This window comes from Streptococcus parasanguinis, assembly GCF_015556095.1.
GTDB classification, from domain to species: domain Bacteria; phylum Bacillota; class Bacilli; order Lactobacillales; family Streptococcaceae; genus Streptococcus; species Streptococcus parasanguinis_Q.
Window position 1 is genome coordinate 591,328 of the sequence record NZ_JADNLT010000001.1, and the last position, 22,276, is coordinate 613,603.

Here is a 22,276-nt window from a genome sequence, read left to right on the forward strand (position 1 = left end):
GCTTCTTCCTTTTCTATTTCTGTTACCTCTATTTTAACACAAAATGAAAGAGCTTGCAGGGTTTTACAGCCTAAGATTGTGAAAAAAGAAGCGGACATTTTAAAGATCCGCCTCTTTTGGGATAGGTTGAATACACAAGAGATCTACCTATGATTCATTGAAAAAATTGAAATAGGCAGCTACTTCTTTGGCATAACCGTATTTCTCAATTAAGCCAGTTAGGAGCTCGATGTTATGACCCCGATAGTTATCCTCGCGTCTCAATTCTTCGTACATCTCAATAAAGGGAAGGCCCTTGTCCTTGGCATCTTGGAGCTCTGCTTCATAGTCATAGGCCACCTTACGAAATTGCAGGTTGGTCACCCCATCTTCTTCGACATCGATCAGAGCATATTGAGCTCTGTGGTTTTGAATTGGTTCCCAGTCAAAATAAGGCATACCAATAGTTCCTGGATTGAGGATCTGTTGGCCCTGACTGCCATAGCGAAGCAACTGTTTGTGGACATGACCGTAGATCGCCATATCCGTCTGATCATCCAGCAATTGGTCAAAGTTCTCCGTCGCATTAGCTGGACGCAAATCCCCACCATAATTCTTTTCTGGCAAGTTATGGCTCAGTGAAAAGCGAATGCCATTGACCTCCTTCTTCTCTACTAATGGAAGCGAACGAAGCCAATCGATCCTCTTAGGATCTAGTCCTTCCATAAGATACTGAGTAAGACGTAGAAGCTGGATCTCCTGCGGATCCTCAAGTCCGTACTCGCCATCCAAGGCCTCTAGGACACAATCGTCCCAATTTCCTCTAACAGCCGCTGTAATCGGAATCGCATCCAGCAACTCAAAAAGGTCCTCTCTTCCAGGCCCCGGAAGCAAAATGTCCCCTAAAAGCCAGTATTCCGTCGCGCCTAGAGCACGTGCATCCGCAATCACTGCCTTAAGGGCTGTCGTATCTCCGTGTATATCAGATAAAATGGCGATTCGATGGTTCATAACTACTCCTTTATGGATTGAAAAATCTGTGTGCCTTAAGTATAACAAAAACAAAAAAAAAGTGAAAACCATCCATTTGAATTGGATGGTTTAGACTATATTTTTATTAGGCTTCTAGAATGAACTAGATATTCCCTGCGTCATCCTCTTCTTCATCAACAACCTCGACATTCAAGCGACCATCATCCAGGTATTCTTCTTGAGTGATTTCACCATTTAGATATCTAATTTTCTTTGAAACTTGTATATGAATCTCTCTCAAATCAGCAAAATAATTCTCAAAATTCAGCAATGAAGTGTAAATATCAAACATCCCGTTTAAGTATAATTGATTGTTGGTATCTTTCAATGTATCTATGTCTAATTTTTCCATTAAATGAATCCCTCTGGCAAGGTTCTCAATATCTTCCTGGAAATCTTCGTTAATGTCGTCATTAACATCTGATATCTTTTCTGAATCAACTAATTGTTCACTGTAATAAGAATTTAGTTTAGAATAAACGGCTGTTAATTGTTGTAATAATTCTTTCATAACAATTAAATACTCCTTCCTACTCCTGCATCTGATTTAATTATATTTTTAGATCCATCCAAATTAATTACTTTTCTAAATCTACCTCTCTTATCAAATACTTCAATATGGTCTTTATGCAAACCATCTAAGTATAACTGATCACCTTTTTTAAGGCCAGGAATTCTCTTATCTACCACTTCATATATGGTTTGTCCATCATACTGTCTCTTGGTCTTTCTCACCGAACTTTTTAACTGTTCACCAAAATCCGTCTCAAAAAATTCTTGCATATTATTAACTGGTGTAGGGATCGATCTTCCCCCACCTCTGCCTTCAAATGCCGCAATTTTCTGTTTGTGATCGACTGAGATTTGTTGGATGCGATCGGCGAAATCATCTATCTTCGTTGAAACGTTAGACTTTGGTAGATTAACATTTCCATCCCCTGCAAGAGCAAAGGCAGGTTGACGTTGATTTCCAATGGAATCCATTATATTTTGAACATTTTGTCGACCTGTTTCCATCGCATCATTGAAGTTCCGTACTTTATTGGAAAGCGCTTCTGCTCCTGCCGCAACGGTTTTATTCTTCACATTTGAAACACGGTTCTTGAAGTTATCAAAAGCTTCTCCAGCTTGAACCTTGACATCACCCACCTTGGTCTTGACATCTGTCCAAGTTGATTTGACGCGATCTTTAATGCTAGCCTTAAAGCTAGTTGCTTCCCCACTGTGGATGTTGACATTGGCTGCTTGACTTGCTCGGTAGGATTTGTATTTATTCCCAAGGTGACCAATGGTACGACCAATCATTTGACTGGTTGCTAGGTTCGTCAAGGCCATCTGAGGGTCTTCCACAAAGTCATGCCCAAACTGGGCAGTGTCATAGACATTTGCTCCCATATGAGCAAACCTTTCAGCTGCAAGAAGGGACTCTGAAGCTGTTTTCCCAGCTACCTTTGTGCCAGTTGTTAACCCACCAGACAAGAGTGTTGTTACAGCTTCTGCTCCAGCCCACCAACGTTGCTCTGTCGAGAGAACTTCTCCGGAGATCGTCTCTCCTTTAGCTGTACGATAAAGAGCTTCTCCTCCAACGAGTACAGTCCCAGCTCCATATGCTAACGGAGCAAGAGTTCCCCCAGAGGCAAAGGTCCCCACAACTAGCAAACCAACTCCAAGGACCTTGACTCCCGTTTCCACCCAACCAAGCCACTTTTCATTGTCTTTAGCAAAGGTGGATTTCATCCGTTTGTATTCACCCATTTCGGTTGGATAGAAAGCATCCATTAACTCCCGAGCACTTAAGTCCTTAAGTTTATTATACGTATCTCTATCAGATTTTTCAAGTTCTTTAAGGTGCTCCTTAGCAACTTTGAGCTTATTTTTATATTTAGCAGCAGCTGCTGGTATCGGACTTTTAGGACTATTCAAAATATCAGATAATGTGAAATATTTGGTTTGGGTTGTAGTTTGCTCAATTTGTCCAACCATCCCATTATTGATATAAGACTTTTCAGTTTTTTGATAGGTAAGATGGTCAGTTTTATATTGATTTTTTCCCTCATTGACCTTGTTAAGGGCCTCCATGGCATCTTCTAAACCACCGATATACTTGTTCTCAATATTTTGCACGATCTCAGTGTGAACTTCCTTTAAGGCTCTCATAATTTTTAGAACCTTATGTTCAGCATCTAGAAAGTCACTTTCCGGCATGTCTTTTCCTAAGATCCCTTCACCTTGAGCGACATAAAGATCCTCAACTTGATTCGTTTTAACAATCTCAGTGGCATTTTTTATATCTCTCAACAAGTCAACAACCTGTTGAACATTATTTTCAATAAGACCTAGGTTATCGCCTTTTTCAAAGTCACTTTTATTTGTATAATACTCTGTCATCAAGCACCTCCTTTATCGGTCCGTCCACTGTAGAGGATAGCATCTTCTGATTTTGGACCTTTATAGTCCTGTTTAGTCTGATTTTCTTTAATATTTTCTTTAGTAAGTTCAAAAGCCTGTTGGGGATCCTGTTCCAGTGCTTTTTTTGTTTCCGGATCAATAGTTGGATCTACTAAGGCTGCATTAACAATGTCTGCTGCTAAGAGTTTGTCTGTGTCAATCATGGCTCGATAGGTTGTTTGGATATGATTGTACATCAACTCTGTTAAGGATTGGAAGGTTTGAGCCTTAGCTGTAAAATGACTTAATTGCAATTCACTTAATCGTGATTTTAGAGAACCTTCTTTACAAACTGCTGGCACTTTTTCTACCAACTCTTGTAACTGGGTCGTTAGATCCATCGTGCTCATGACCAATTCACGCGCAGCTAATAAAAGTTCTTCTTGTTCTGTCAAGGAAATACTAATCTTTGGCATGGTTCAATCCTCACTTTCAATTGCTTGATCACTTCTTTTTCCATTACTTCAGTACTGACAGACCGGATCCGTTGTTCCAGCATATCGTACTGATAGAGGCCTGAAGGAGCATCCAAATAAAGATAAGCTGTCGAGCGTTTCTTATAAGAATAAGTCATCACAGTTAATGCAGGTCTTTGACCGTAATAAATCAGTAATCGCTCATCAGAATACGGTCTCCAAGAAGAAGCATTGCCATTTTCTTCTCTTCTGGGATTTTGAGCACTCAAAAAATCATGAAGCTGTATCGTCATCCCAAGGAACTGAAAACTATGAATCCGATTAAGGGTGTATGCATTTTCCCCAACCCGTTCAATAACGATATGGTACCAACGATTTGAATCGACCAACTGTGCACAATAAAATTGCTGATCCACTTCACAGTGGGAAAAAGCCTTTTGGTACTGATCCAGGTAGATTCCTCTAGCCATACAGGCTTCAGTCGGCTCATCGTTCTCATCAATCAAGTCCATGGAGCGCAAATTTTCAAAACCTTTCTCTAGGATTTCTTTTAACTGTTCTAATTTCTCTTTCCCTTCAACTTCAGGAAGAGGAAGGAGAAAGAGATCTTCACTATAACCGTCGTTTGTAATCATATGCAATGCATATAATGCTTCAATTGAAAAAATCATACGCTATCTATTTCCTTGATTCTCTTTGCGTCTTTTATGTGATAAAAGAGTGTTTCTAAACCATCTGCTGCTTCGTGTAACTTACCAACTGCATCCGCAAAGTCTGCTTGATATTGTTGGATAAAATCTTTAAGTCCAAGATATTTTTCCTTAGTCTCCCCAGACCAAAGTGATTCCTTTTGAGATAAAGCACTGACTTGTGATGGGATGGTGGAATTGATTAGATTATGAACACTATTCAGTTGTTCAATCAATGCCCTTAGCTCACTATCCTCATAAAGAACGGTATCATGAGTAAAACGTGATTCAATATCATTAATATTTGTATTCATATGCTAAAACCATCCTTTCCCTAATTCCAACCAATTTTCTTCTATTCCTAGTCTTTCCCCTCCTTTTTTGCCTTTGTTATACTCTGCTTTCACAGATTCCATCTGAGAATTTAGTGTGGCAATTTGGGCAACCAACTCATTATATAGGTCTACAAAAGAAGCATTCGAATCATTTACAAAATCAACGTAATCTTGCAATTTATCACGATTTGTTTTCAACTTACTGGAAGCAGTATCCAAATAAGCATAACCAGCGTGACCATCAATCTTATCTATAATCCCATTTGTATACTCGATATACTCGTCCATTTCTGAGGTCGAGCGTTTATGGTCAAGATTACAATTTTTTATACCATCACGCACTTTTATATATTTATTTCGTTTCGCTTTTAAACTATCGTACTGACTTTTTAAGACTGCGTCACTCGCCATAATATCTCCTACCTTTCATGTATATTGTATTAGTTTATCATATTTGAAGCATCATTTATAGAATCAACCCTTATTTTTTACCAATATAAACATATGGCAACTATCTGTTGATTTTAAACTAAAAAGGATAAGTAATTTCATTACTTATCCTTTTTATCTATTCTTGTTTAACTTCGAAAACTTCTTTTCTATTCAGCTTTTCTTGCACCGCTTCAGCCACTGCTCGTGGGATGCCAACTGTGACGATCTCATCCACAGTAGCTTCTTTGATCTTGGTCAGTGACTTGAAGTACTTCATCAGCAACTGCTTGCGTTTTGGTCCCAAACCTTCTATGCCGTCCAGCTGTGAGGAGAAGGAATTCTTGGATCGGAGCTGGCGGTGGAAGGTGATGGCGAAACGGTGGACCTCATCCTGGATCCGTTGGAGGAGGAAAAATTCCTGCGAGGTCCGAGAAAGTTCGATGACTTGGAGAGGATCACCGAAGAGCAATTCATGGGTTTGGTGCTTGTCATTCTTTTGCAGGCCTGCGATGGGAATGTCCAGCCCCAACTCATCTTGGATGACTTGCTTAGCGATATTAACCTGGCCCTGACCCCCATCTATGACGATCAGATCTGGTGGCGTCAGGCCATCCCGCATAACCCGGCTGTAGCGTCTGCGAATGACTTCTCGCATGCTGGCATAGTCATCTGGTCCGACAACGGTCTTGATCTTGTACTTGCGATAGTCCTTTTTGCTTGGCTTCCCATTAACAAAGACCACCATGGCTGAGACCGGACTGGTCCCCATGATGTTGGAGTTGTCAAAGGACTCAATGCGCACAGGAGTTGGGATTTGCAGGAGTTTTCCAAGATTTTCAATAGCACCTTGGGTCTTTTCCATGGATTTTTCAAGGAGATTAAACTTCTGCTCCAGACTAACACGCGCATTCTTGATGGCCAGATTGACCAACTGCTTCTTCTCCCCGCGCTGGGGCTTGAGAACCTTGGTATCTACAAGGGCCTTGACCGCTTCCTCATCGATATCTTGAGGGATCAGGATTTCATTAGGGATCAGGTGGGATTTCTCCTGGTAAAACTGCCCCACATAGGTCAAGAAATCCTCGTCTGGATCATTATAGTAAGGAAAGAGATTGACGTCGCGCTCGATCAGTTTGCCCTGACGGACAAAGAAGACCTGCACACACATCCAGCCCTTGTCCACGTAGTAGCCAAAGACATCCCGGTTCTGCAAATCCTTAGCCATGACCCGCTGTTTGGTCCGCAGGGTCCCGATGGCCTGGATCAGATCGCGGTACTCGGCTGCCCGCTCGAATTCCATGTTTTGCGCAGCAGTATTCATCTTGAGCTTGAGCTCATCGATAATCTTATCATCCTGCCCCTTGAGGAAATCAGAAACCTCCTGCGCCATGCCCTTGAAATAGGCCTCGTCTTTGTGGCAGACTGTATGGGCCATACATTGCCCTAGATGGTAGTAAAAGCAGATCTTGGAAGGCGGATTGGTACACTTGCGGAATGGGAAAATCCGATCCAAAAGCCGCTTGATCTCATTGGCCGCTCCCACATCTGGATAGGGACCAAAATAGAGTCCACCGTCCTTTTTGACCTGGCGCGTGATGATGAGGCGTGGATAGCGCTCATTGGTAATCTTGATGAAGGGATAGGACTTGTCATCCTTGAGCATGATATTGTACTTAGGCTTGTTCTCCTTGATGAGGTTGATCTCAAGAAGCAAGGCCTCAATATTGGACTCGGTAACGATAAACTCAAAATCCACAATCTCAGATACCAGGGCTTCCGTCTTGGTATCGTGGCTCCCTCTGAAATAGGACCTCACCCGATTGCGAAGATTCTTGGCCTTCCCCACATAGATGATGGTACCGTTCTTATCTTTGTGAATGTAACAGCCCGGACTCGTCGGCAAGAGCTCGAGCTTGGATTTAATCAAGTTATTCATACTCTCTATTATAGCAAAAAAGGGAGGGGTTAGCCTCTCTCTAGTATGTTTGTATTATTGTTATCCACCTTCACCAAGTTAAAAATAATTTTTAAATGATATATCAGACCCTCATCCTCAATCCTTTATCTTCACTTGCCCTTTTTCGTATGCTGAATACCAACTGCTATCTGGACTGACATATTCAGGTAATTCCTTTTGTGGCTGATCTCCTGAAAGAGTTAAAAGTCCATCATATATCATACAAGAATACTTCTCTGAATCTCTTGTAAATTCTTCATTTTCAGGGTCATATGAGTAAGTATGCTCTGAACTACCTTCCTTTATGGTGATCTGCTCTCCGTCTATTTTTATCCATGATGTTTTATCTAGGGAGGCCGTTTTAGTAGATTCATTTTTTACTGTCAGATAGTATATTCCATCTTTTGATTTCATCTCATCAAGGTTAATCCTGATAATCCCTAAAATCATCAGTGCAGGGATTATCAATAGAAACCATTTCCATTTTTTAGATTTATTTTTCATCAGTAGTCATTACTCCATTTTTAATCTTTTAAGTTGTGTTATTTTCATGTTCAAATTTTGCATTTCTACTTTCTCTATTATAGCAAAAAAGAGAGATCTAAAAGGATCCCCCTTTACTAGCAATCGATAATCTTTATCCTTTGAGATTAGCCATCTGGAAGAGCGGAATCACATAAGGAACAATAGACATCAGGATAGTGAATAGCACGAAGAACCAGAACCAGAAGGAAGCGAGGGCACGCTGGAAAACTCCCGGCTGTGGTTTATTGGCCTGAATATAAGCCTTGATAGCTGGCCATTTAGTCGCAAGAACCACTATCATGACAATGGAACCAATGGCTAAAACGCCGATTTGGAGCCAATTCGCTAATCCTTCATCCACATGATAGGCCACATAATGCAAACCTTGGGAAATGACAAAGTTGTTGAATATGTGATAGAAAATCGCCCACCAGATATTGTATTCAAAAGCAATGTAGCCAAATCCTAGACCAATGATACTTGCAAAAAAGAGCTGGTCAAAATTGGCATGGAAGAGGCCGAATAAAATAGCCGTCATGACAATGGCAAAGATTTTGCCATACCGTTCCAAGCCTCGCAAGCCAGCCCCACGGAAGAAGAATTCCTCTGTGATAGGACCAAAAAAGCCAGCATACAAGAGCATAGTCCAAGATCGCTCAATCGTATCTCCTAGATCTGGTGTTGGAGAATGAAGGCCAATGGTCTCAAACATGCGCTCAATCACTTGTGTCATCACAGATGAAAAGACTTGAGAAAAGCCAAGAAAGGCGAGAAGAATAAAGAAGACTGAAAGTGTCATCTTACGTCCCTTATGCTTAAGATCATATTTATAAAGGGCCTTCTTGCGATAGGCATTAAAAAGAAAGAGTCCAATGGAAATAGAGATGAGGTAGGGAATACCAGCCCAAACATTCAGGGCGTTTAGTTTCTCCGTTACTTGACTTGGATCTTTTCTGAGAGAGCCTGCTAGGGTTAAGCCTAAGAGGACTTCCCACAGGACGGTTACTAAGGTCATTACCAAGAGATAAATGGCAAGTGTCCCAGAATACCTTCCTATATCTTTTTTAGGGTCTAATAATCTGTTATATTGGTTCATTTCTTCCTCCTAGAAAATAGATAAAAACTCGCACAGACTCCTTCGTATAAGACAAAGAAAATCAAAAAGGCATGCATAAAGTAGTCTTCTGGTAATGCAAGAATAATCGAATCCACGCGCGGATCAAAGAGCCAAGTATTGTCCCCAGCAAATAAGACCTGATGAAAGAGCGTAAAGAATTGATCAAAGCCAATTATAACAGTCATCACTGCAAGCACTACTGGTAAAACCATCATCCAAAAGAAGAGACTTCGGTACAAGGCCAGGTAACCTTTTTTAACGACTGTCCGCATAAACTGGATAAAACCAGGTAGAGTCACCAAGAAAACGACCGTCACCAAATGAAACAGGTACTTGACGGCCTCAAAATGGTGCAAGCCATTTTTTGAAGAGGGGAATTGAGGCATCTTCAACACCCATTGAAAAGGATTGGTCAAGTAGTTCATCAAGACATTAAAATTCTTCATGATGACTGAAGCCGAAAAACCAGTTCGGCTTTGAATCCCCAACCAATGAATCTCCATAGGATAGAGGACCCAAGCCAGAGCAATGGTGAGAAGGATCGTAGCTGACAAGATAAAGAAAAATTGGTTGATTGATTTCAGACTTTTAAGCATCAAAATCCCACTCCGCTAGACTGGAAACAACATGTGTCGGTGCAATTGGTAAGGTCGGCACTTCTTCTGGTTTGGTAAAACCTGTCGTCACCAAAAGGGTTGGAATCCCATTGTCAATACCTGCACGAATATCTGTTAGATAATTGTCCCCGACCATTACGACTTCTTCTCTTTCAAGACCCAAGTGTTCAATAGCCTTATCCATGATGATGGCCTTTGGTTTTCCAATAATCACAGGCTCCACCCGTGTTGCTGCTTCGACAAGAGCAATCAAGGATCCTGCACCTGGCAGCAAGCCACGCTCCGTCGGGATATTCAGGTCCGGATTGGTCCCGATAAAGTGTGCTCCCTTTTGAATCGCCAAGGTTGCTTTAGCAAACTTCTCATAATCCACTTGCCAATCGAGGCCAATCACGACATAATTAGGTGCTTCTTCATCGATGATATAGCCAGCTTCTTCAATAGCATCTTTGAGCCCCGCTTCTCCGATCACATAGACCTTTTTGCCCAAATTTTGGTCATTCATGTAGTCAATGGTCGCAAGGGTAGCTGTATAGATAGTCGAAACTGGGGTTTCAATATTGAAATGAGTGGCCAGCATATCCCGAACAGTCTCTGGTGTGCGGGTTGTATTGTTGGTCACAAAGAGATAGGGAATCTCACGCGCCTGCAGTTCATGAACAAAAGCTTCTCCTGCAGGAATTCGTGATTTTCCTTTGTAAATAGTGCCATCCAAATCAATCAAATAGCCCTTATAGTGCATTTATTCTTCCCTTTCTGTGTCAGCTTCTTCATGTAACTTCTCTGCATCGACTCGTCCACCAGAACCATATAAGAGCAAGGCTCCAGCATAGAGGACAAATTGTAACACCAAACCTGTAAAATTAATCCCTTGACTTCCCGATTGGGTGAACAAGAAGGATGCTACCATGAGGATGACAATGGTCAATAACAAGCCTATCACGGTTGCCTGATCCACACTGATTTGATAAACCGTGCGTTTAGTGCTCCGATTTTTCCCGTCAGACTTAGTTTCTGGTTGCAAATTCTCGACAAAATCCGTCACTAAGGTCGCAGCGAGGCTGACTGTTGTGCTAAAGAGCACGCCTTGAGACAAGCGGTGATAGAAATTGGACCAGAAGGATCCTGATTGGCTAGTAATCCCAATCGAGAAGATCATGACCGGTAAAAGAAAGGCCAAGGTGAAATGGATCCAGACCCGATACCAGCGTATATCTTCTCTTAAAAAGCGATTAAAACTCTCTAAATTCAAGCGATAGCGGAAAAATTTATAAATTTCCTCTACCAGGATGATGCCCAAAGCACAAAGAGTCAAGAGCCAATCTCCCAACATGTACAAAGGGTTCTTTTGACGCTTGGCATAGGCCACAACCCGTTTTTGATAGCTTTCAAGTTCCTGTTTTTTATTTTTTAATCTTCTACTTTCCATAATTCCAACCCTTTTCTTCTACTTCTTCCCACTCAATTTCAGCTTGGGCATTGATCTGACTATCTGAAGTAATTTGGTGCTGAGTTTTCAAGCCCTCTTGTTCATATTGAGAGGTGATGAGACCTCCTGCTAGCACTTCTTTGACATATTTTAGATGAACTTTTTTAGGGATATGATGGGTCAAGAAGTCTGCTCCCATCACCTCAAAAACCCAGTCCAAGTACTTGCTATTGTTGACATGTCCGTTCATATCCAAGTCGTAAAACCGAACCCGGTATTCTTGTTCGACGCCGCCTTCTAATTCTTTGAAACGGGGACCACGGAGCATGGTTTTTGAAAATTCAGAGTCAAAGGCATCCGTGATTTCACTCATAACAGGATGAACCTTGCGTGTATCACGATCCATCAAGACAAAGGTCGCGACCATCTCAATGATAGTATTTCCTGCTTCATCCTTGATATTAAAGGCCCGGTAGCAGAAAAGTCGATTGTGACTCTTGGCATAGGTTTCGATAGTGATTTTCTCATCAAAAACAGGGAGACGCTCGATCTTCATATTGTAATCCGTGATAATCCAGACTAGATTGTAGTTCTCTAAAATGTACATATCACTCATACCCAGCTCAATCGATTGCATGCCCGATACCTGTAAAGACAGCAAGATCAATTGGGGAATCTTAATATAACCATTGACATCGCTCATATCAAACGGAATTTTCATGCTGTATTCAAATGTTTTTGCCATTTTCTACTCCAAAATAAACTTCTCTGCTACAGTGTCTCCTAAAAAGAGACCTTTCTTGGTCATTCGTACAATGTCCTTGTCAGGTACTAAAAGGCCCTGCTGGGTCAATTCCTCAACCACTGGTCCATATTGTTGGTCAAAATTCACACCAAACTTCTCTTCAAAACGCTTCTTGGAAACGCCTGTTTTCTTACGTAGTCCTAGAAACATCTCTTCTTCCATCATTTCTGTCTGAGTCAGATACTCTTCTTGGACACGCGCATTTCCCTCTTCGACAGCCTGCATATAGTGACGAATGGGGCCATGATTCTTGTAGCGAATCCCATCGACATAGCCGGATGCTCCAGCTCCCAGACCATAATACTCAGCATTGTCCCAATACATGAGATTATGTCGACTTTCAAAACCAGGCTTGGAGAAATTAGAAATTTCATAATGCTCAAAGCCCGCACGCTCCAACTCCTGAATGATGTATTCAAACATCTCCGCTTCTAACTCCTCTTTTGGTAGAGGAAGCTTGCCCCGTCTCATGCGATTCATAAAGACCGTGTGATTCTCCAGAATCAAGCTATAAAGACTCATGTGGGGAATGTCAAGGGCACGAGCCTTAGCAACATTCTCTTTGACCTGGTCCATGGTTTGTGTCGGAAGCGCATAGATGAGGTCGATCGAAATATTGTCAAAACCAGCCAGCTTCAGACGGTCGATATTGTCATAAATGTCCTGCTCTTGGTGACTTCGACCAATCTTCTTGAGCAAGCGATTATCAAAGGTCTGCACGCCCAATGAAACCCGATTAACTGGCGAATCCTTCAAGACCGCAATCTTATCCGGATCCAAATCACCAGGATTGGCCTCGATCGTCAGCTCTTCCATCTGAGACAGATCAAGCGACTTGGTCAGTTCCTTGAGCAGATAGGCTAGCTGATCTGCAGATAAGGCTGTCGGTGTCCCACCCCCAATATAGAGAGTCCGTAAGTGTGTGATTTCTTCCCGACGAAATTCTTGGATCAAATGATCCAAATAAGCATCGACTGGTTGGTTCTTAATAAAGACCTTCGAAAAATCACAATAAAAACAAATCTGGGTACAAAATGGGATGTGGACGTAAGCGGACGTTGGTTTTGTATGCATATCTTTAATTATACCATAAAATCCCCCCGAGTCCGAAAAGAAAAGGGAATAAGAAGCAAGGAATTCCTTGACATTAACGAATAAAAGGAATAGAATAAATCTAATCATATTCGGAGGTAAGGAGATATGAACAACTAAGTTTCGTTAAATAAAATACTTTATTTAGTGGACTGCTTGTTCTATCTCTTTTTGTGTACCCTCTCGCCTATTCTCCAACCATTTGTTGGCTAAATAAGGTTTTTTTCTGCTTGGGTTCCACATGAATACAGCTCTACTAAATAGGTAGAGCTGTTTTTTGTCCCAGTAGAAAGGAATCTTATGCTAAAACTATCCCACCTCACTATCCGACATACAAAAGATTTACGCGATCTGGTTCGTGATCTGTCCCTAACCATTCATGAAGGAGAAAAAGTTGCCATTATTGGCGAAGAAGGGAATGGAAAATCTTCCTTACTTCAGGTCCTCATGTCCCCAAAATCTCTACCAGATTATCTGACCATAGAAGGAGAAATCACCACTTCCTTTCACTCCTATGCCTATATTCCCCAAACTTTACCGGAAGCTTTGAAGGGAAAAACCTTGGAAGATTATTTTTTTGGAGAGGACGAGCTAGACTATGCCAGCCTCTACAGATTGGCTGATCAATTGCATTTTAATAGCGAGCGCTTTGCAAGCGATCAAGCTATCGGAAGTCTATCTGGAGGAGAAGCCCTCAAAGTCCAACTGCTTCACGAACTTTGTTGTCCTCATGAATTGCTATTTTTAGATGAACCTTCAAATGATCTGGATTTGGAGACCTTGGATTGGCTCCAGCAGATGATCCAAACGAGTCCCCAAACCATCATATTTATTTCCCATCATGAGGATTTTTTGACTCAGACGGCTGATACGATCATTCACCTCAGACAGATCAAACACCGCAAAGAAGCTGAAACCATCGTAGAGCACCTAGGCTATCAAGACTACAGTAGCCAGAGGGAACAACAATTTAAGCAACAGTCTCAGCAAGCGGCCAACGATCAACGAACCTACCGAAAAACAATGGAGAAGCATCGTCGCGTCCGTCAGCGAGTCGAAACTTCCTTACGAAACACCAAGGATAGCACTGCCGGACGTCTCCTGGCAAAGAAAATGAAGTCCCTCCTCTCACAAGAAAAGCGCTACGAGCGAGAATTCCAAGCCATGACTTCCCAACCCTATGATGAGGAAATCATCAATCTGCATTTCCCTCCCCTCACTCCCTTGTCTCCTCAAAAACGTGTCATTCTCTTAGATCAAGAAGAGCTTGCAATTGGGGATCGTGTCCTGGTCAAGAACCTCTCCCTCACACTTCAAGGGCAGGATAAGATAGGGATTATCGGTTCCAACGGTGTTGGGAAATCCACTTTCCTAAAAAAGATCTGGGAGATCTTACGGAAGAATGAGAGCATCCGTACTGCCTATATGCCTCAAGATTACACTGAAGGCCTCCCTCTGACTCAGACACCGGTTCAATTTCTACAGCATTCAGGTGATCGCGAAGAAATCAACACCATTCAATTGCATTTAGCCTCCCTCAACTTTACTTATTCTGAAATGCATCATCCTATCTTTGAACTTTCTGGTGGCCAGCAAGGAAAACTCTTCCTCCTTCAATTAGTACTCACAAGTCCCCAGTTTCTGCTCTTGGACGAGCCTACTCGTAATTTTTCCCCCACTTCCCAACCAGAAATTCGTCACCTATTCGCAGACTACCCAGGCGGACTGGTTACAGTCTCCCACGATCGGACCTTCCTCAAAGAAGTCTGCCAAAAAATCTATCGTCTGACGGAAAATGGCTTCGTAGAGATAGAGTCGCTCTAACGTAAAAAAAGATCGGCCAAAAAACCAATCTTTTACATTTAAAATAAAGTCCTCTTAGAAACTTTCCTTAGGCGAGAACGGACGTCAGCGAACTTCATAGAAGTTCCATGACTAAATCAAGATACAGAGGGCGTCTGCGGATAAAGTCAAAATAGGAAGTTTGACGCAGAATCTTTAGATTCTAGGAGAACTTATCTTTTTGACACAATCCGCAGCCCGTGTTCAATTCGTTTTGAACCCCTTCGCTTTTCAATTTTTAGGCTCAGGCTAAAACAGTTCCCCGAACTGTTTTACTCTCAAAACTCCCGAGTGCTTGAAACCATTAAGTTTCAGGCACTTTTCTCACGGCGAAAAGTTTCAATAGAGGATTGGATAACTCTGAATTTGTTAGATTTGTATAAAAGAACAGTTCGTCAACGTTCTACAAGCTTGGTTTTGACCAATTATTTTATCTAATTTCACCCTGCCTCTTGTCCCATTTCTTGGGTGCGTTTGTAGGCCGCTTCCACACCTGCAATAATGTCGCCCCGCAGGCCAACTTTTTCTAAGCGATTGACTCCTGCGATGGTAGAGCCACCTGGGCTACAAACTGCATCCTTCAAGCTTCCAGGATGTTGCCCCGTCTCCAAGACCATACTGGCGGCCCCTTTGAAAGTCTGAGCCGCCATCTGAAGAGACTGACTACGTGGCAATCCCATGGCAACCCCTGCATCTGCCATGGCCTCGATCATCTGATAGACAAAGGCTGGACCACAGCCTGCAACAGCAGTTGCAGGATCCATCAAATTTTCTTCGATTTCGTAGAGGGCCCCTGCTCCTGCTAAGAGCTGGTTGACCTGGGCTACTTGCTGATCTATCACTGCTTGGGCGCGGGTCAGACTGATGACACCTTGACCAATGGCTACGGGCGTATTAGGCATGATGCGGATGAGCCCCACCCGCTCATTTTTAACTACACTTGCCATTTGCTCCAGTTCCAGACCTGCTGCCATAGACACCAAGAGGAGATTGGAACGTTGGCCCAAAATGTCCTGGTACTCTTCAAGTAAAGGGCAAATCTGATAGGGTTTGACACCTAAAAAGATCACTTCAGCCTCTTTAAAAGCCTCTTCAAGCCCAGACGCCGTTCCCCCATACTGGCTGATAAACTCTTCCACCTTTTGAGGGGAACGGTTGACCAAGAGCAGGTCTGTGCTAGCCACTTCTTTTGCGACTGCTTTGGCTAGACTAGTCCCCATGTTTCCTAGTCCAATAAATGCTACTTTCATGACTTACCTCACTTGACCATTTCCACTGACGATATACTTGTAACTAGTCATCTCCCGCAGTCCCATTGGTCCCCGCGCATGGAGTTTTTGGGTCGAGATCCCCATTTCACAACCTAGGCCAAATTGACCTCCGTCTGTAAAGCGGGTAGAAGCATTGACATAAACGGCTGCTGAATCTACTTGCTTGGTAAAATAAGCTGCTGTCTCAGGATTTTCAGTCACAATGGCATCCGAATGATGGGTACTATGAGCTTCTATGTGGCCTACCGCTTCATCGACTCCATCAACAACCTTTACTGCTAATATATAATCTAAAAATTCGGTATCAAAATCCTGCTCCTGCGCTGCTGTCCCCGAAATGATAGCCTGTGCGTCCTCATCTAGACGCAACTCAACCGATCTTTCCTGCTCATCCACTAAGCGCTCTTTGACCAAGGTCAAGAAATCAGACGCGATCGCTTGATCGACCAGCAAGACCTCCATGGCATTGCAGACAGAGGGGCGACTGGTCTTGGCATTTTCAATAATGGCTAGGGCTTTCTGGAAATCAGCATCCTTGTCCACATAGACATGAACAATTCCAGTTCCTGTCTCGATCACGGGGACAATGGCATTTTCAACCACTGCTTGGATCAAGCCAGCACCACCTCGTGGAATAAGCAAGTCCAGGTAGCCCTTAGCCTTCATCATAGCAAGGCTAGAAGCTCGACTCGTATCTTGGATCAATTGGAGAAGGTCTGGATTGAGTCCAGCTTCTCCCAATCCAGCCTTAAGAGCGGTCACGATCGCTTGGGCAGAATGAAAGGCATCCCTTCCAGTACGAAGAATCACTGCATTTCCACTCTTGATGGCAAGCGCTGCAGCGTCTGACGTTACATTTGGACGGATTTCATAAATGATCCCAATGACGCCCATAGCGACTCGAACTTTCTGGATTTCAAGGCCATTATCTAAAACTTCAGTATCCAGCACTTCCCCAATCGGATCTAGCAGATCGATTAAAGCACGGATACCTTGTGCCATCCCTTCAATCCGCTCTTGATCAAGAAATAGACGATCGAGCATGACTTCAGAGATCTTCCCGCGTGCTGCTTCCATATCGATTTGATTGGCTGCTAAAATGGCTTCCGTCGCTTTCAGAAGTTGGCTGGCCATAGCTTCTAAGGCCTGATTTTTAAGAGCTGTACTGGCCGTATTGATACTTTTCTTAGCCAATCTCGCTAAGGCTAATTGTTCTTGTGTTGTTTCCATACATTTTCCTTTAGAATTCTGTAAAGAGTATGTCAATCTCAGGAGTTACCGAGATCCAATCATCACGGTGGATGAGGATTCCCTTGGCTTTTTTAGATTGGAGCATATCGCGCACAGCCGACTGGCCGAGACGAACTTTCCCTTTCCCTAGTAATTGTCCTGACTCTTGATGATAGACGCTGACGATGTCTTGATAAGAAAAATCCCCTTCTGCCTTGGTCACACCAGATATTAATAAGCTCTTTCCGTATTGCAACAAGGCCTCAGCAGCTCCAGCATCCACCCAAAGAGCTCCTTTACTTTCTGCATAAAAGGCTAGCCATTGCTTCTGGTTTTTTAACCCCTTGTCCTCTGCAAGGAAGTAACTGCCATCTGCTTGCTTTTGCGCCGCTTCGATCAAGGCATCAGGCTTGAGAGATGAGCAAATATAGACAGGAACCCCAGACTCTGTCGCCAGGGTCGCTGCCTTGAGTTTGGTCAGCATTCCGCCAGTTCCATTGCTACTACCCGCACCTCCAGCCATCTCGATCATCTCGCGAGAAATGTGATCAATCCGCTCCAAACGCTTGGCTGTTGGATCCTGAGAAGGATTGGCTGTATAGAGGCCATCGACATCCGTCAACAGCACCAAAAGATCCGCTTGGGCCATGGCCGCAACCTGCGCACTCAAGGTATCATTGTCACCAACTTTTAGCTCAGCGATAGAGACCGTATCATTTTCATTGATAATCGGAATGGCCCCACGGTTGAGTAGGACAGAAAGGGCCTGGTGGGCATTCTTATAGCGACGTTGATCCGCAAAGTCATCCTGGGTTAATAAAATTTGTGCAGAAACAATGTTGCGTAAAAGAAGATTAGAGGTATATTCTTCCATCAATAAACCTTGACCAACTGCCGCAGAGGCTTGCTTGTCTGCCACCTTAGTCGGCCGTTTCTTAAAACCAAGGGCACCAAACCCAGCAGCAACCGCCCCTGATGAGACCAAGATCAACTCATGGCCCGATTCGTGTAAGAGAGCCAACTGCTGGGTAATGACCTTGACCTTCTGTCTGGAGAGACTCCCATTGGGATTGGTCAAAGACGAGGTCCCTACTTTAAAGACGATTCGTTTTGCTTTCATCTCTATGATACTTTCTAATACTATTTATTTCGTATGTAATGAAAGTGACTGAATCTCCATTCAGCCATTCTTCATTATCCTTTTCGAAGGTCTTCCAGCGTTTTCTCAAAGATCGCTGGCACTTCTGCTGTAAATTCCAAAGTCTCTCCTGTGCGAGGGTGGGTAAAACCAAGTGTCCGCGCATGAAGAAACTGTCCTTGTCCTTTGAGTGTTTTCTTAGGTCCATAAGCAGGATCTCCGGCTACTGGATGGCCAATATAGGCCATGTGCACCCGAATTTGGTGGGTGCGACCAGTCTCCAGTTGCAACTCTACCAAGGTGTAATTTCCAAAGCGTTCCAAGACTTGAAAACGGGTCACTGCAGGTTTTCCTTTAGCCGTCACCGCTTGTTTTTTCCGGTCCTTTTCACTGCGACCAATTGGTGCTTCGATCATGCCCCGATCGTTAGGAAGATTGCCATGGACAATGGCCCAATACTTCCGGAGAGATTTTTTGTCTTTTAGTTCCTCTGCTAAGGCGACGTGGGCTTGGTCATTTTTTGCGACCATCAAGAGGCCTGACGTGTCTTTGTCAATCCGGTGAACGATCCCTGGACGCAATTCCCCATTGATCCCTGAAAGGTCCTTGACATGGTATAAAAGGGCATTGACCAAGGTCCCGCTGGTATGACCCGCACTTGGGTGAACGACCATGCCTTGAGGCTTATTGACCACCACAACATCCTGGTCCTCATAAACGATGTCTAAGGGCAGATCTTCTGCGTCATAGCTGACCTCTTCCACTTCTGGGACTTCATACTGGATGATGTCTCCTTCTTTGACCGTATACTTAGCTTTTTTCACAGTTCCATTGACCAGAACTTTTCCTTCTTTGATCTGCTCATTGGCTACAGCTCGTGACAAGGGAGTCAAATCCGCCAAAACCTTATCCAGTCGCGCACCGGCTACTTCGATTTTAATTTCCATGCGTTTCCTCTTTCAACATCAGGATCAGGAGCAAGAAAACTCCAACTGTCAAATAACTATCTGCTACATTAAAAATGGCAAAATTCATAAAATCCAGGTGGAACATATCGACCACAAAGCCTTGACGCAGGCGATCGATAAAATTCCCCAAGCCACCTGCAATCACCAAGGTCAAGCCCGTCACCATCCAAAGCGACCCCTTGAGGTGCTTATAAAGATAGTAAAAGGCCCCCACCATCACGACTAGAGTGATGAGGGTAAAGAACCATTGCTGATTTTCAAGAAGCGAAAAAGCTGCACCTGTGTTTTGAAGATAGGTCAGGCTGACCACATGGGGAATAAACGACTTAACGACACCCAGTGGAATGTTCTTGACTACATACCATTTGACCAACTGATCCAGTAGGACCAATAGCACGATTGCTACCGGAACCATTGTTTTTCTCTTCATTTCTTACCTCTTTTGATCAAAATACTCTACCATGACCTCGACAAACTTCTCTGCTACAGGAGAGAGATCCATCTCTTCGCGTTTGACATAGACCATTTTATTGTCCAAGTTGTCTTCTAAAGGAATCACGGTTATGCCATTCACTGACTGGCTATCTAAAAAGCCTGATCCTGTCGCATAAGCATCTGTCCGCTCCAAGATCCCATTCAAGGTAGCCCGGTCGGTTACATTAAACATTTGGGAGCTCGAACTGGTATCGACAAAGTTCTCTGAATAATAGAGGTACTCATCTTTTTCTTGGGTAAAGCGAACAGTTGGCAATTGAGCTAGATCTTCCATGACCAGTTTTTTCTTCTTAGCCAGAGGGTGTCCCTTGCGAAGGTAAATATGAGTCTGAAAAGGAATCAAATCCACCACTTCAAGCCCTAATTTATCGACCCGTTGCATAATCCCCTTGGTATTTTGACGGTTGAGATAAATAATCCCCAACTCACTATGCCCTTGAGCCACTTCATCCAAAATTTGAACTGTCGTTGACTCAAAAATGCGGAAGTTTTTATTTTCCGGATAGCGGATCGAAAATTCCGTCATCAAAGGCGGCAAGAAGTCATAGTGTTGACTAGAAATAGAGAATTCTTTCTTCTCTTCTTCAGGACTGGCATATTGATTTTGAAAAATATCAAACCCTTTGACCACATCCTGCGCTTTTTCATAAAATTCCATTCCCCGACGGGTCAAAAAAGTCCCAGAACTGGTCCGACGAAAAATCTTAAAGCCCAATTCTTTTTCCAGATCTCTGACGGAGATGGACAAGCTCGGCTGACTCACATACATTTTTTCAGCAGCCTCACGAAAAGTACCACTATTGGCAATCGCCACTACATATCGTAATTGTTGTATATTCATTCTATTTTCCTTACTACAGTATCGATCTATTATACCATAAATTAGGGGCTGAAAGAAGAGATGCGTTTAAGAGACCTTCATCAAGTGAAAATAAAAAACTGGAACTAAAACAGTTCCAGTTGATACTTATTCAATCACTTGAGTTTCAGCTAATTTCTTGTACCAATGAGCCGATTTCTTAGGATAACGTTCTTGTGTATCGAAATCAACATAGAAGAGACCATAGCGTTTTTCATAACCATTTGACCATGAGAAGACATCCATTAATGACCAGATGAAGTAGCCCTTGACGTTTGCACCATCGGCAATCGCATCAGACAAGACTTCCAAGTGTTGTTTCACATAATCAATCCGGCCATCGTCATAAACAGTGTTGTCCACAAACTCATCTTTGTATCCCAGTCCGTTTTCAGTGATGTAGATCTTCTTGTAGTTTGGATAATCTTTCTTGACGCGCATGATTTGGTCATACAAGCCTTGCGGATAGATGATCCAGTCCCAGTCCGTACGAGGTACATAGTCAGGAGCCACACGACGTCCAACACCTTTGATTTGGTATTTAGAGCTTCCTTTCTCCCCTTTACCATTATGAATGATTTCAGTTTCACCATCAAAGGCTTCCATCCAGTCACTCATGTAGTAGTTGATTCCAAGGAAGTCGTTCAAATCTTTAGCTGCTTCAAGTGCCACAAAGTCTTCGTCTCGAAGATCCAACTCGCCACCATTAACGGATAAGATGTGATTTACCCCTTCCATGGTTGCATCTGAATAGTGACCAAGGTAAGTAGCATCCAAGATAAATTTGTTGTGGATGATATCTTCCAACTCAGCAGCCCGAACGTCTGCAGGATTTTTAGGATCCAATGGATATTTAGTTGGAAGGGCGTGAACAACTCCAATTTCACCTTCATACCCTTTGTCTTTATACAATTTCACAGCACGCGCATGAGAAACCATCATATTGTGGTGTGATTGGAACACTTTGGCAAGATCATACTGAATGCCTGGTGGGAATTTACCGACTAAGTATTGACCATCACCGATTGGGCCAATTTCATTGAAGGTTGTCCAGTAGTTGACTTCTGGGAACTCTTCAAAACAGAAGGCAGCATAATCTACGAAGTGTTCGATATTTTCACGATTCAAGAAGTCTCCGTTTGAGTGAAGAGCTTCCGGACTATCAAAGTGGTGAAGAGTTACGAATGGTTCTACATGACGTTTATGACATTCTGCAAATAACTTATGATAGAATTCTACCCCTTTTGGATTTACTTCACCATAGCCAGTTGGGAAAATACGTGACCAAGCAATAGAAATACGAATTCCGTTTACGCCATATTCTTCCGCCAACTGTAAATCTACTGGATATTTATGGTAGAAATCACTTGCTGGTTCAGCAGTATACCAATAGTTGTCTGCTAAGTATTTGTCCCAGGCAACAGGACCTTTACCATCTGTATGCGTAGCTCCTTCTGCTTGATAGGCAGCCGTTGCCCCACCAAAAATAAAATCTTTAGGAAGTGTTTTTGTCATTTTTTCACCTATTTCTTGATTGGATAAAATGAAAAGTGAGGGGAGAGGAGTTAGTGAGCCATCCATCTCCATCTCACTTTTTAGT

The 22,276-nt window shown here is 42.9% G+C and carries 23 protein-coding genes; 1 reads left to right on the forward strand and 22 read right to left on the reverse strand.

Annotated features, from left to right (window positions below):
* Positions 1 to 147: 147 nt before the first annotated feature.
* From I2E70_RS02960 to hemW, 15 genes are all read right to left on the reverse strand, one after another.
* The gene (locus I2E70_RS02960) at positions 148 to 990 is read right to left on the reverse strand and encodes a metallophosphoesterase family protein (RefSeq protein ID WP_049507144.1); all 843 of its coding nucleotides are present in this window, start codon (positions 988 to 990) and stop codon (positions 148 to 150) included.
* 124 nt (positions 991 to 1,114) lie between these two features.
* Positions 1,115 to 1,522, reverse strand: a complete 408-nt coding sequence (locus I2E70_RS02965) for a hypothetical protein (RefSeq protein WP_049507145.1) — start codon at positions 1,520 to 1,522, stop codon at positions 1,115 to 1,117.
* 5 nt (positions 1,523 to 1,527) lie between these two features.
* On the reverse strand, positions 1,528 to 3,399 hold the full coding sequence (locus I2E70_RS10540; protein WP_229060243.1) for a hypothetical protein: 1,872 nt from the start codon (positions 3,397 to 3,399) through the stop codon (positions 1,528 to 1,530).
* Positions 3,399 to 3,875, reverse strand: a complete 477-nt coding sequence (locus tag I2E70_RS02975; protein ID WP_049507146.1) for a hypothetical protein — start codon at positions 3,873 to 3,875, stop codon at positions 3,399 to 3,401. The genes I2E70_RS10540 and I2E70_RS02975 overlap by 1 nt, the downstream gene beginning before the upstream one ends.
* Positions 3,851 to 4,546 carry a hypothetical protein gene (locus I2E70_RS02980; RefSeq protein WP_049507147.1) on the reverse strand — a complete coding sequence of 232 codons (696 nt, stop codon included), beginning with the start codon at positions 4,544 to 4,546 and terminating at the stop codon, positions 3,851 to 3,853. The genes I2E70_RS02975 and I2E70_RS02980 overlap by 25 nt, the downstream gene beginning before the upstream one ends.
* On the reverse strand, positions 4,543 to 4,878 hold the full coding sequence (locus I2E70_RS02985) for a hypothetical protein (protein WP_049507148.1): 336 nt from the start codon (positions 4,876 to 4,878) through the stop codon (positions 4,543 to 4,545). The genes I2E70_RS02980 and I2E70_RS02985 overlap by 4 nt, the downstream gene beginning before the upstream one ends.
* A 3-nt stretch (positions 4,879 to 4,881) precedes the next feature.
* The gene (locus I2E70_RS02990; protein WP_049507151.1) at positions 4,882 to 5,310 is read right to left on the reverse strand and encodes a hypothetical protein; all 429 of its coding nucleotides are present in this window, start codon (positions 5,308 to 5,310) and stop codon (positions 4,882 to 4,884) included.
* A gap of 157 nt (positions 5,311 to 5,467) precedes the next feature.
* On the reverse strand, positions 5,468 to 7,267 hold the full coding sequence (uvrC, locus tag I2E70_RS02995; protein ID WP_195423344.1) for an excinuclease ABC subunit UvrC: 1,800 nt from the start codon (positions 7,265 to 7,267) through the stop codon (positions 5,468 to 5,470).
* A gap of 117 nt (positions 7,268 to 7,384) precedes the next feature.
* Positions 7,385 to 7,792, reverse strand: a complete 408-nt coding sequence (locus I2E70_RS03000) for a hypothetical protein (RefSeq protein ID WP_003016198.1) — start codon at positions 7,790 to 7,792, stop codon at positions 7,385 to 7,387.
* 133 nt (positions 7,793 to 7,925) lie between these two features.
* Positions 7,926 to 8,909, reverse strand: a complete 984-nt coding sequence (locus tag I2E70_RS03005) for a CPBP family intramembrane glutamic endopeptidase (RefSeq protein ID WP_195423346.1) — start codon at positions 8,907 to 8,909, stop codon at positions 7,926 to 7,928.
* Positions 8,906 to 9,526: a TIGR01906 family membrane protein gene (locus I2E70_RS03010; protein WP_049483833.1), complete on the reverse strand. Its 621-nt coding sequence runs from the start codon at positions 9,524 to 9,526 to the stop codon at positions 8,906 to 8,908. Before I2E70_RS03010 ends, I2E70_RS03005 begins: the two co-directional genes overlap by 4 nt.
* Positions 9,519 to 10,289, reverse strand: coding sequence for a TIGR01457 family HAD-type hydrolase (locus I2E70_RS03015; protein WP_049471932.1), 771 nt, complete (start codon positions 10,287 to 10,289; stop codon positions 9,519 to 9,521). The genes I2E70_RS03010 and I2E70_RS03015 overlap by 8 nt, the downstream gene beginning before the upstream one ends.
* Positions 10,290 to 10,976, reverse strand: coding sequence for a hypothetical protein (locus tag I2E70_RS03020; RefSeq protein WP_195423349.1), 687 nt, complete (start codon positions 10,974 to 10,976; stop codon positions 10,290 to 10,292). It lies immediately after the preceding gene.
* Positions 10,966 to 11,721: an acyl-ACP thioesterase domain-containing protein gene (locus tag I2E70_RS03025; RefSeq protein ID WP_021153379.1), complete on the reverse strand. Its 756-nt coding sequence runs from the start codon at positions 11,719 to 11,721 to the stop codon at positions 10,966 to 10,968. Before I2E70_RS03025 ends, I2E70_RS03020 begins: the two co-directional genes overlap by 11 nt.
* A gap of 3 nt (positions 11,722 to 11,724) precedes the next feature.
* Positions 11,725 to 12,855, reverse strand: a complete 1,131-nt coding sequence (gene hemW / locus I2E70_RS03030) for a radical SAM family heme chaperone HemW (RefSeq protein WP_195423351.1) — start codon at positions 12,853 to 12,855, stop codon at positions 11,725 to 11,727.
* A 318-nt stretch (positions 12,856 to 13,173) separates the two neighbouring features.
* Between hemW and I2E70_RS03035 the strand changes: the two genes are divergently transcribed.
* A complete protein-coding gene (locus I2E70_RS03035; RefSeq protein ID WP_195423353.1) occupies positions 13,174 to 14,697 on the forward strand; it encodes an ATP-binding cassette domain-containing protein in 1,524 nt (507 codons plus the stop codon).
* Between the two features lie 458 nt (positions 14,698 to 15,155).
* On the opposite strand, the gene proC is transcribed toward I2E70_RS03035, so the two are convergent.
* From proC to lacG, 7 genes are all read right to left on the reverse strand, one after another.
* Positions 15,156 to 15,965 (reverse strand): pyrroline-5-carboxylate reductase, encoded by an 810-nt coding sequence (gene proC, locus I2E70_RS03040; protein WP_195423355.1) that lies wholly within the window; start codon positions 15,963 to 15,965, stop codon positions 15,156 to 15,158.
* A 3-nt stretch (positions 15,966 to 15,968) separates the two neighbouring features.
* A complete protein-coding gene (locus I2E70_RS03045) occupies positions 15,969 to 17,216 on the reverse strand; it encodes a glutamate-5-semialdehyde dehydrogenase (protein ID WP_195423357.1) in 1,248 nt (415 codons plus the stop codon).
* A gap of 10 nt (positions 17,217 to 17,226) precedes the next feature.
* A complete protein-coding gene (gene proB / locus I2E70_RS03050; protein WP_195423359.1) occupies positions 17,227 to 18,336 on the reverse strand; it encodes a glutamate 5-kinase in 1,110 nt (369 codons plus the stop codon).
* Positions 18,337 to 18,410: 74 nt separating this feature from the next.
* Entirely contained in the window at positions 18,411 to 19,301 is an 891-nt protein-coding gene (locus I2E70_RS03055; RefSeq protein WP_195423361.1) for an RluA family pseudouridine synthase, read from the reverse strand.
* Complete coding sequence (lspA, locus tag I2E70_RS03060; protein WP_003001852.1) at positions 19,291 to 19,752, reverse strand: signal peptidase II; 462 nt, start codon at positions 19,750 to 19,752, stop codon at positions 19,291 to 19,293. The genes I2E70_RS03055 and lspA overlap by 11 nt, the downstream gene beginning before the upstream one ends.
* Positions 19,753 to 19,755: 3 nt before the next feature.
* On the reverse strand, positions 19,756 to 20,658 hold the full coding sequence (locus I2E70_RS03065; protein ID WP_003001728.1) for a LysR family transcriptional regulator: 903 nt from the start codon (positions 20,656 to 20,658) through the stop codon (positions 19,756 to 19,758).
* Between the two features lie 126 nt (positions 20,659 to 20,784).
* On the reverse strand, positions 20,785 to 22,191 hold the full coding sequence (gene lacG / locus I2E70_RS03070) for a 6-phospho-beta-galactosidase (RefSeq protein ID WP_247923354.1): 1,407 nt from the start codon (positions 22,189 to 22,191) through the stop codon (positions 20,785 to 20,787).
* Positions 22,192 to 22,276 lie beyond the last annotated feature (85 nt).

Excerpts from the sequence above, each read along its gene's own strand:
- I2E70_RS02960 (WP_049507144.1), bottom strand. The coding sequence starts at position 990 with ATGAACCATCGAATCGCCATTTTATCTGATATACACGGAGATACGACA.
- I2E70_RS02965 (WP_049507145.1), bottom strand. The coding sequence starts at position 1,522 with ATGAAAGAATTATTACAACAATTAACAGCCGTTTATTCTAAACTAAAT.
- I2E70_RS10540 (WP_229060243.1), bottom strand. The coding sequence starts at position 3,399 with ATGACAGAGTATTATACAAATAAAAGTGACTTTGAAAAAGGCGATAAC.
- I2E70_RS02975 (WP_049507146.1), bottom strand. The coding sequence starts at position 3,875 with ATGCCAAAGATTAGTATTTCCTTGACAGAACAAGAAGAACTTTTATTA.
- I2E70_RS02980 (WP_049507147.1), bottom strand. The coding sequence starts at position 4,546 with ATGATTTTTTCAATTGAAGCATTATATGCATTGCATATGATTACAAAC.
- I2E70_RS02985 (WP_049507148.1), bottom strand. The coding sequence starts at position 4,878 with ATGAATACAAATATTAATGATATTGAATCACGTTTTACTCATGATACC.
- I2E70_RS02990 (WP_049507151.1), bottom strand. The coding sequence starts at position 5,310 with ATGGCGAGTGACGCAGTCTTAAAAAGTCAGTACGATAGTTTAAAAGCG.
- uvrC (WP_195423344.1), bottom strand. The coding sequence starts at position 7,267 with ATGAATAACTTGATTAAATCCAAGCTCGAGCTCTTGCCGACGAGTCCG.
- I2E70_RS03000 (WP_003016198.1), bottom strand. The coding sequence starts at position 7,792 with ATGAAAAATAAATCTAAAAAATGGAAATGGTTTCTATTGATAATCCCT.
- I2E70_RS03005 (WP_195423346.1), bottom strand. The coding sequence starts at position 8,909 with ATGAACCAATATAACAGATTATTAGACCCTAAAAAAGATATAGGAAGG.
- I2E70_RS03010 (WP_049483833.1), bottom strand. The coding sequence starts at position 9,526 with ATGCTTAAAAGTCTGAAATCAATCAACCAATTTTTCTTTATCTTGTCA.
- I2E70_RS03015 (WP_049471932.1), bottom strand. The coding sequence starts at position 10,289 with ATGCACTATAAGGGCTATTTGATTGATTTGGATGGCACTATTTACAAA.
- I2E70_RS03020 (WP_195423349.1), bottom strand. The coding sequence starts at position 10,976 with ATGGAAAGTAGAAGATTAAAAAATAAAAAACAGGAACTTGAAAGCTAT.
- I2E70_RS03025 (WP_021153379.1), bottom strand. The coding sequence starts at position 11,721 with ATGGCAAAAACATTTGAATACAGCATGAAAATTCCGTTTGATATGAGC.
- hemW (WP_195423351.1), bottom strand. The coding sequence starts at position 12,855 with ATGCATACAAAACCAACGTCCGCTTACGTCCACATCCCATTTTGTACC.
- I2E70_RS03035 (WP_195423353.1), top strand. The coding sequence starts at position 13,174 with ATGCTAAAACTATCCCACCTCACTATCCGACATACAAAAGATTTACGC.
- proC (WP_195423355.1), bottom strand. The coding sequence starts at position 15,965 with ATGAAAGTAGCATTTATTGGACTAGGAAACATGGGGACTAGTCTAGCC.
- I2E70_RS03045 (WP_195423357.1), bottom strand. The coding sequence starts at position 17,216 with ATGGAAACAACACAAGAACAATTAGCCTTAGCGAGATTGGCTAAGAAA.
- proB (WP_195423359.1), bottom strand. The coding sequence starts at position 18,336 with ATGAAAGCAAAACGAATCGTCTTTAAAGTAGGGACCTCGTCTTTGACC.
- I2E70_RS03055 (WP_195423361.1), bottom strand. The coding sequence starts at position 19,301 with ATGGAAATTAAAATCGAAGTAGCCGGTGCGCGACTGGATAAGGTTTTG.
- lspA (WP_003001852.1), bottom strand. The coding sequence starts at position 19,752 with ATGAAGAGAAAAACAATGGTTCCGGTAGCAATCGTGCTATTGGTCCTA.
- I2E70_RS03065 (WP_003001728.1), bottom strand. The coding sequence starts at position 20,658 with ATGAATATACAACAATTACGATATGTAGTGGCGATTGCCAATAGTGGT.
- lacG (WP_247923354.1), bottom strand. The coding sequence starts at position 22,191 with ATGACAAAAACACTTCCTAAAGATTTTATTTTTGGTGGGGCAACGGCT.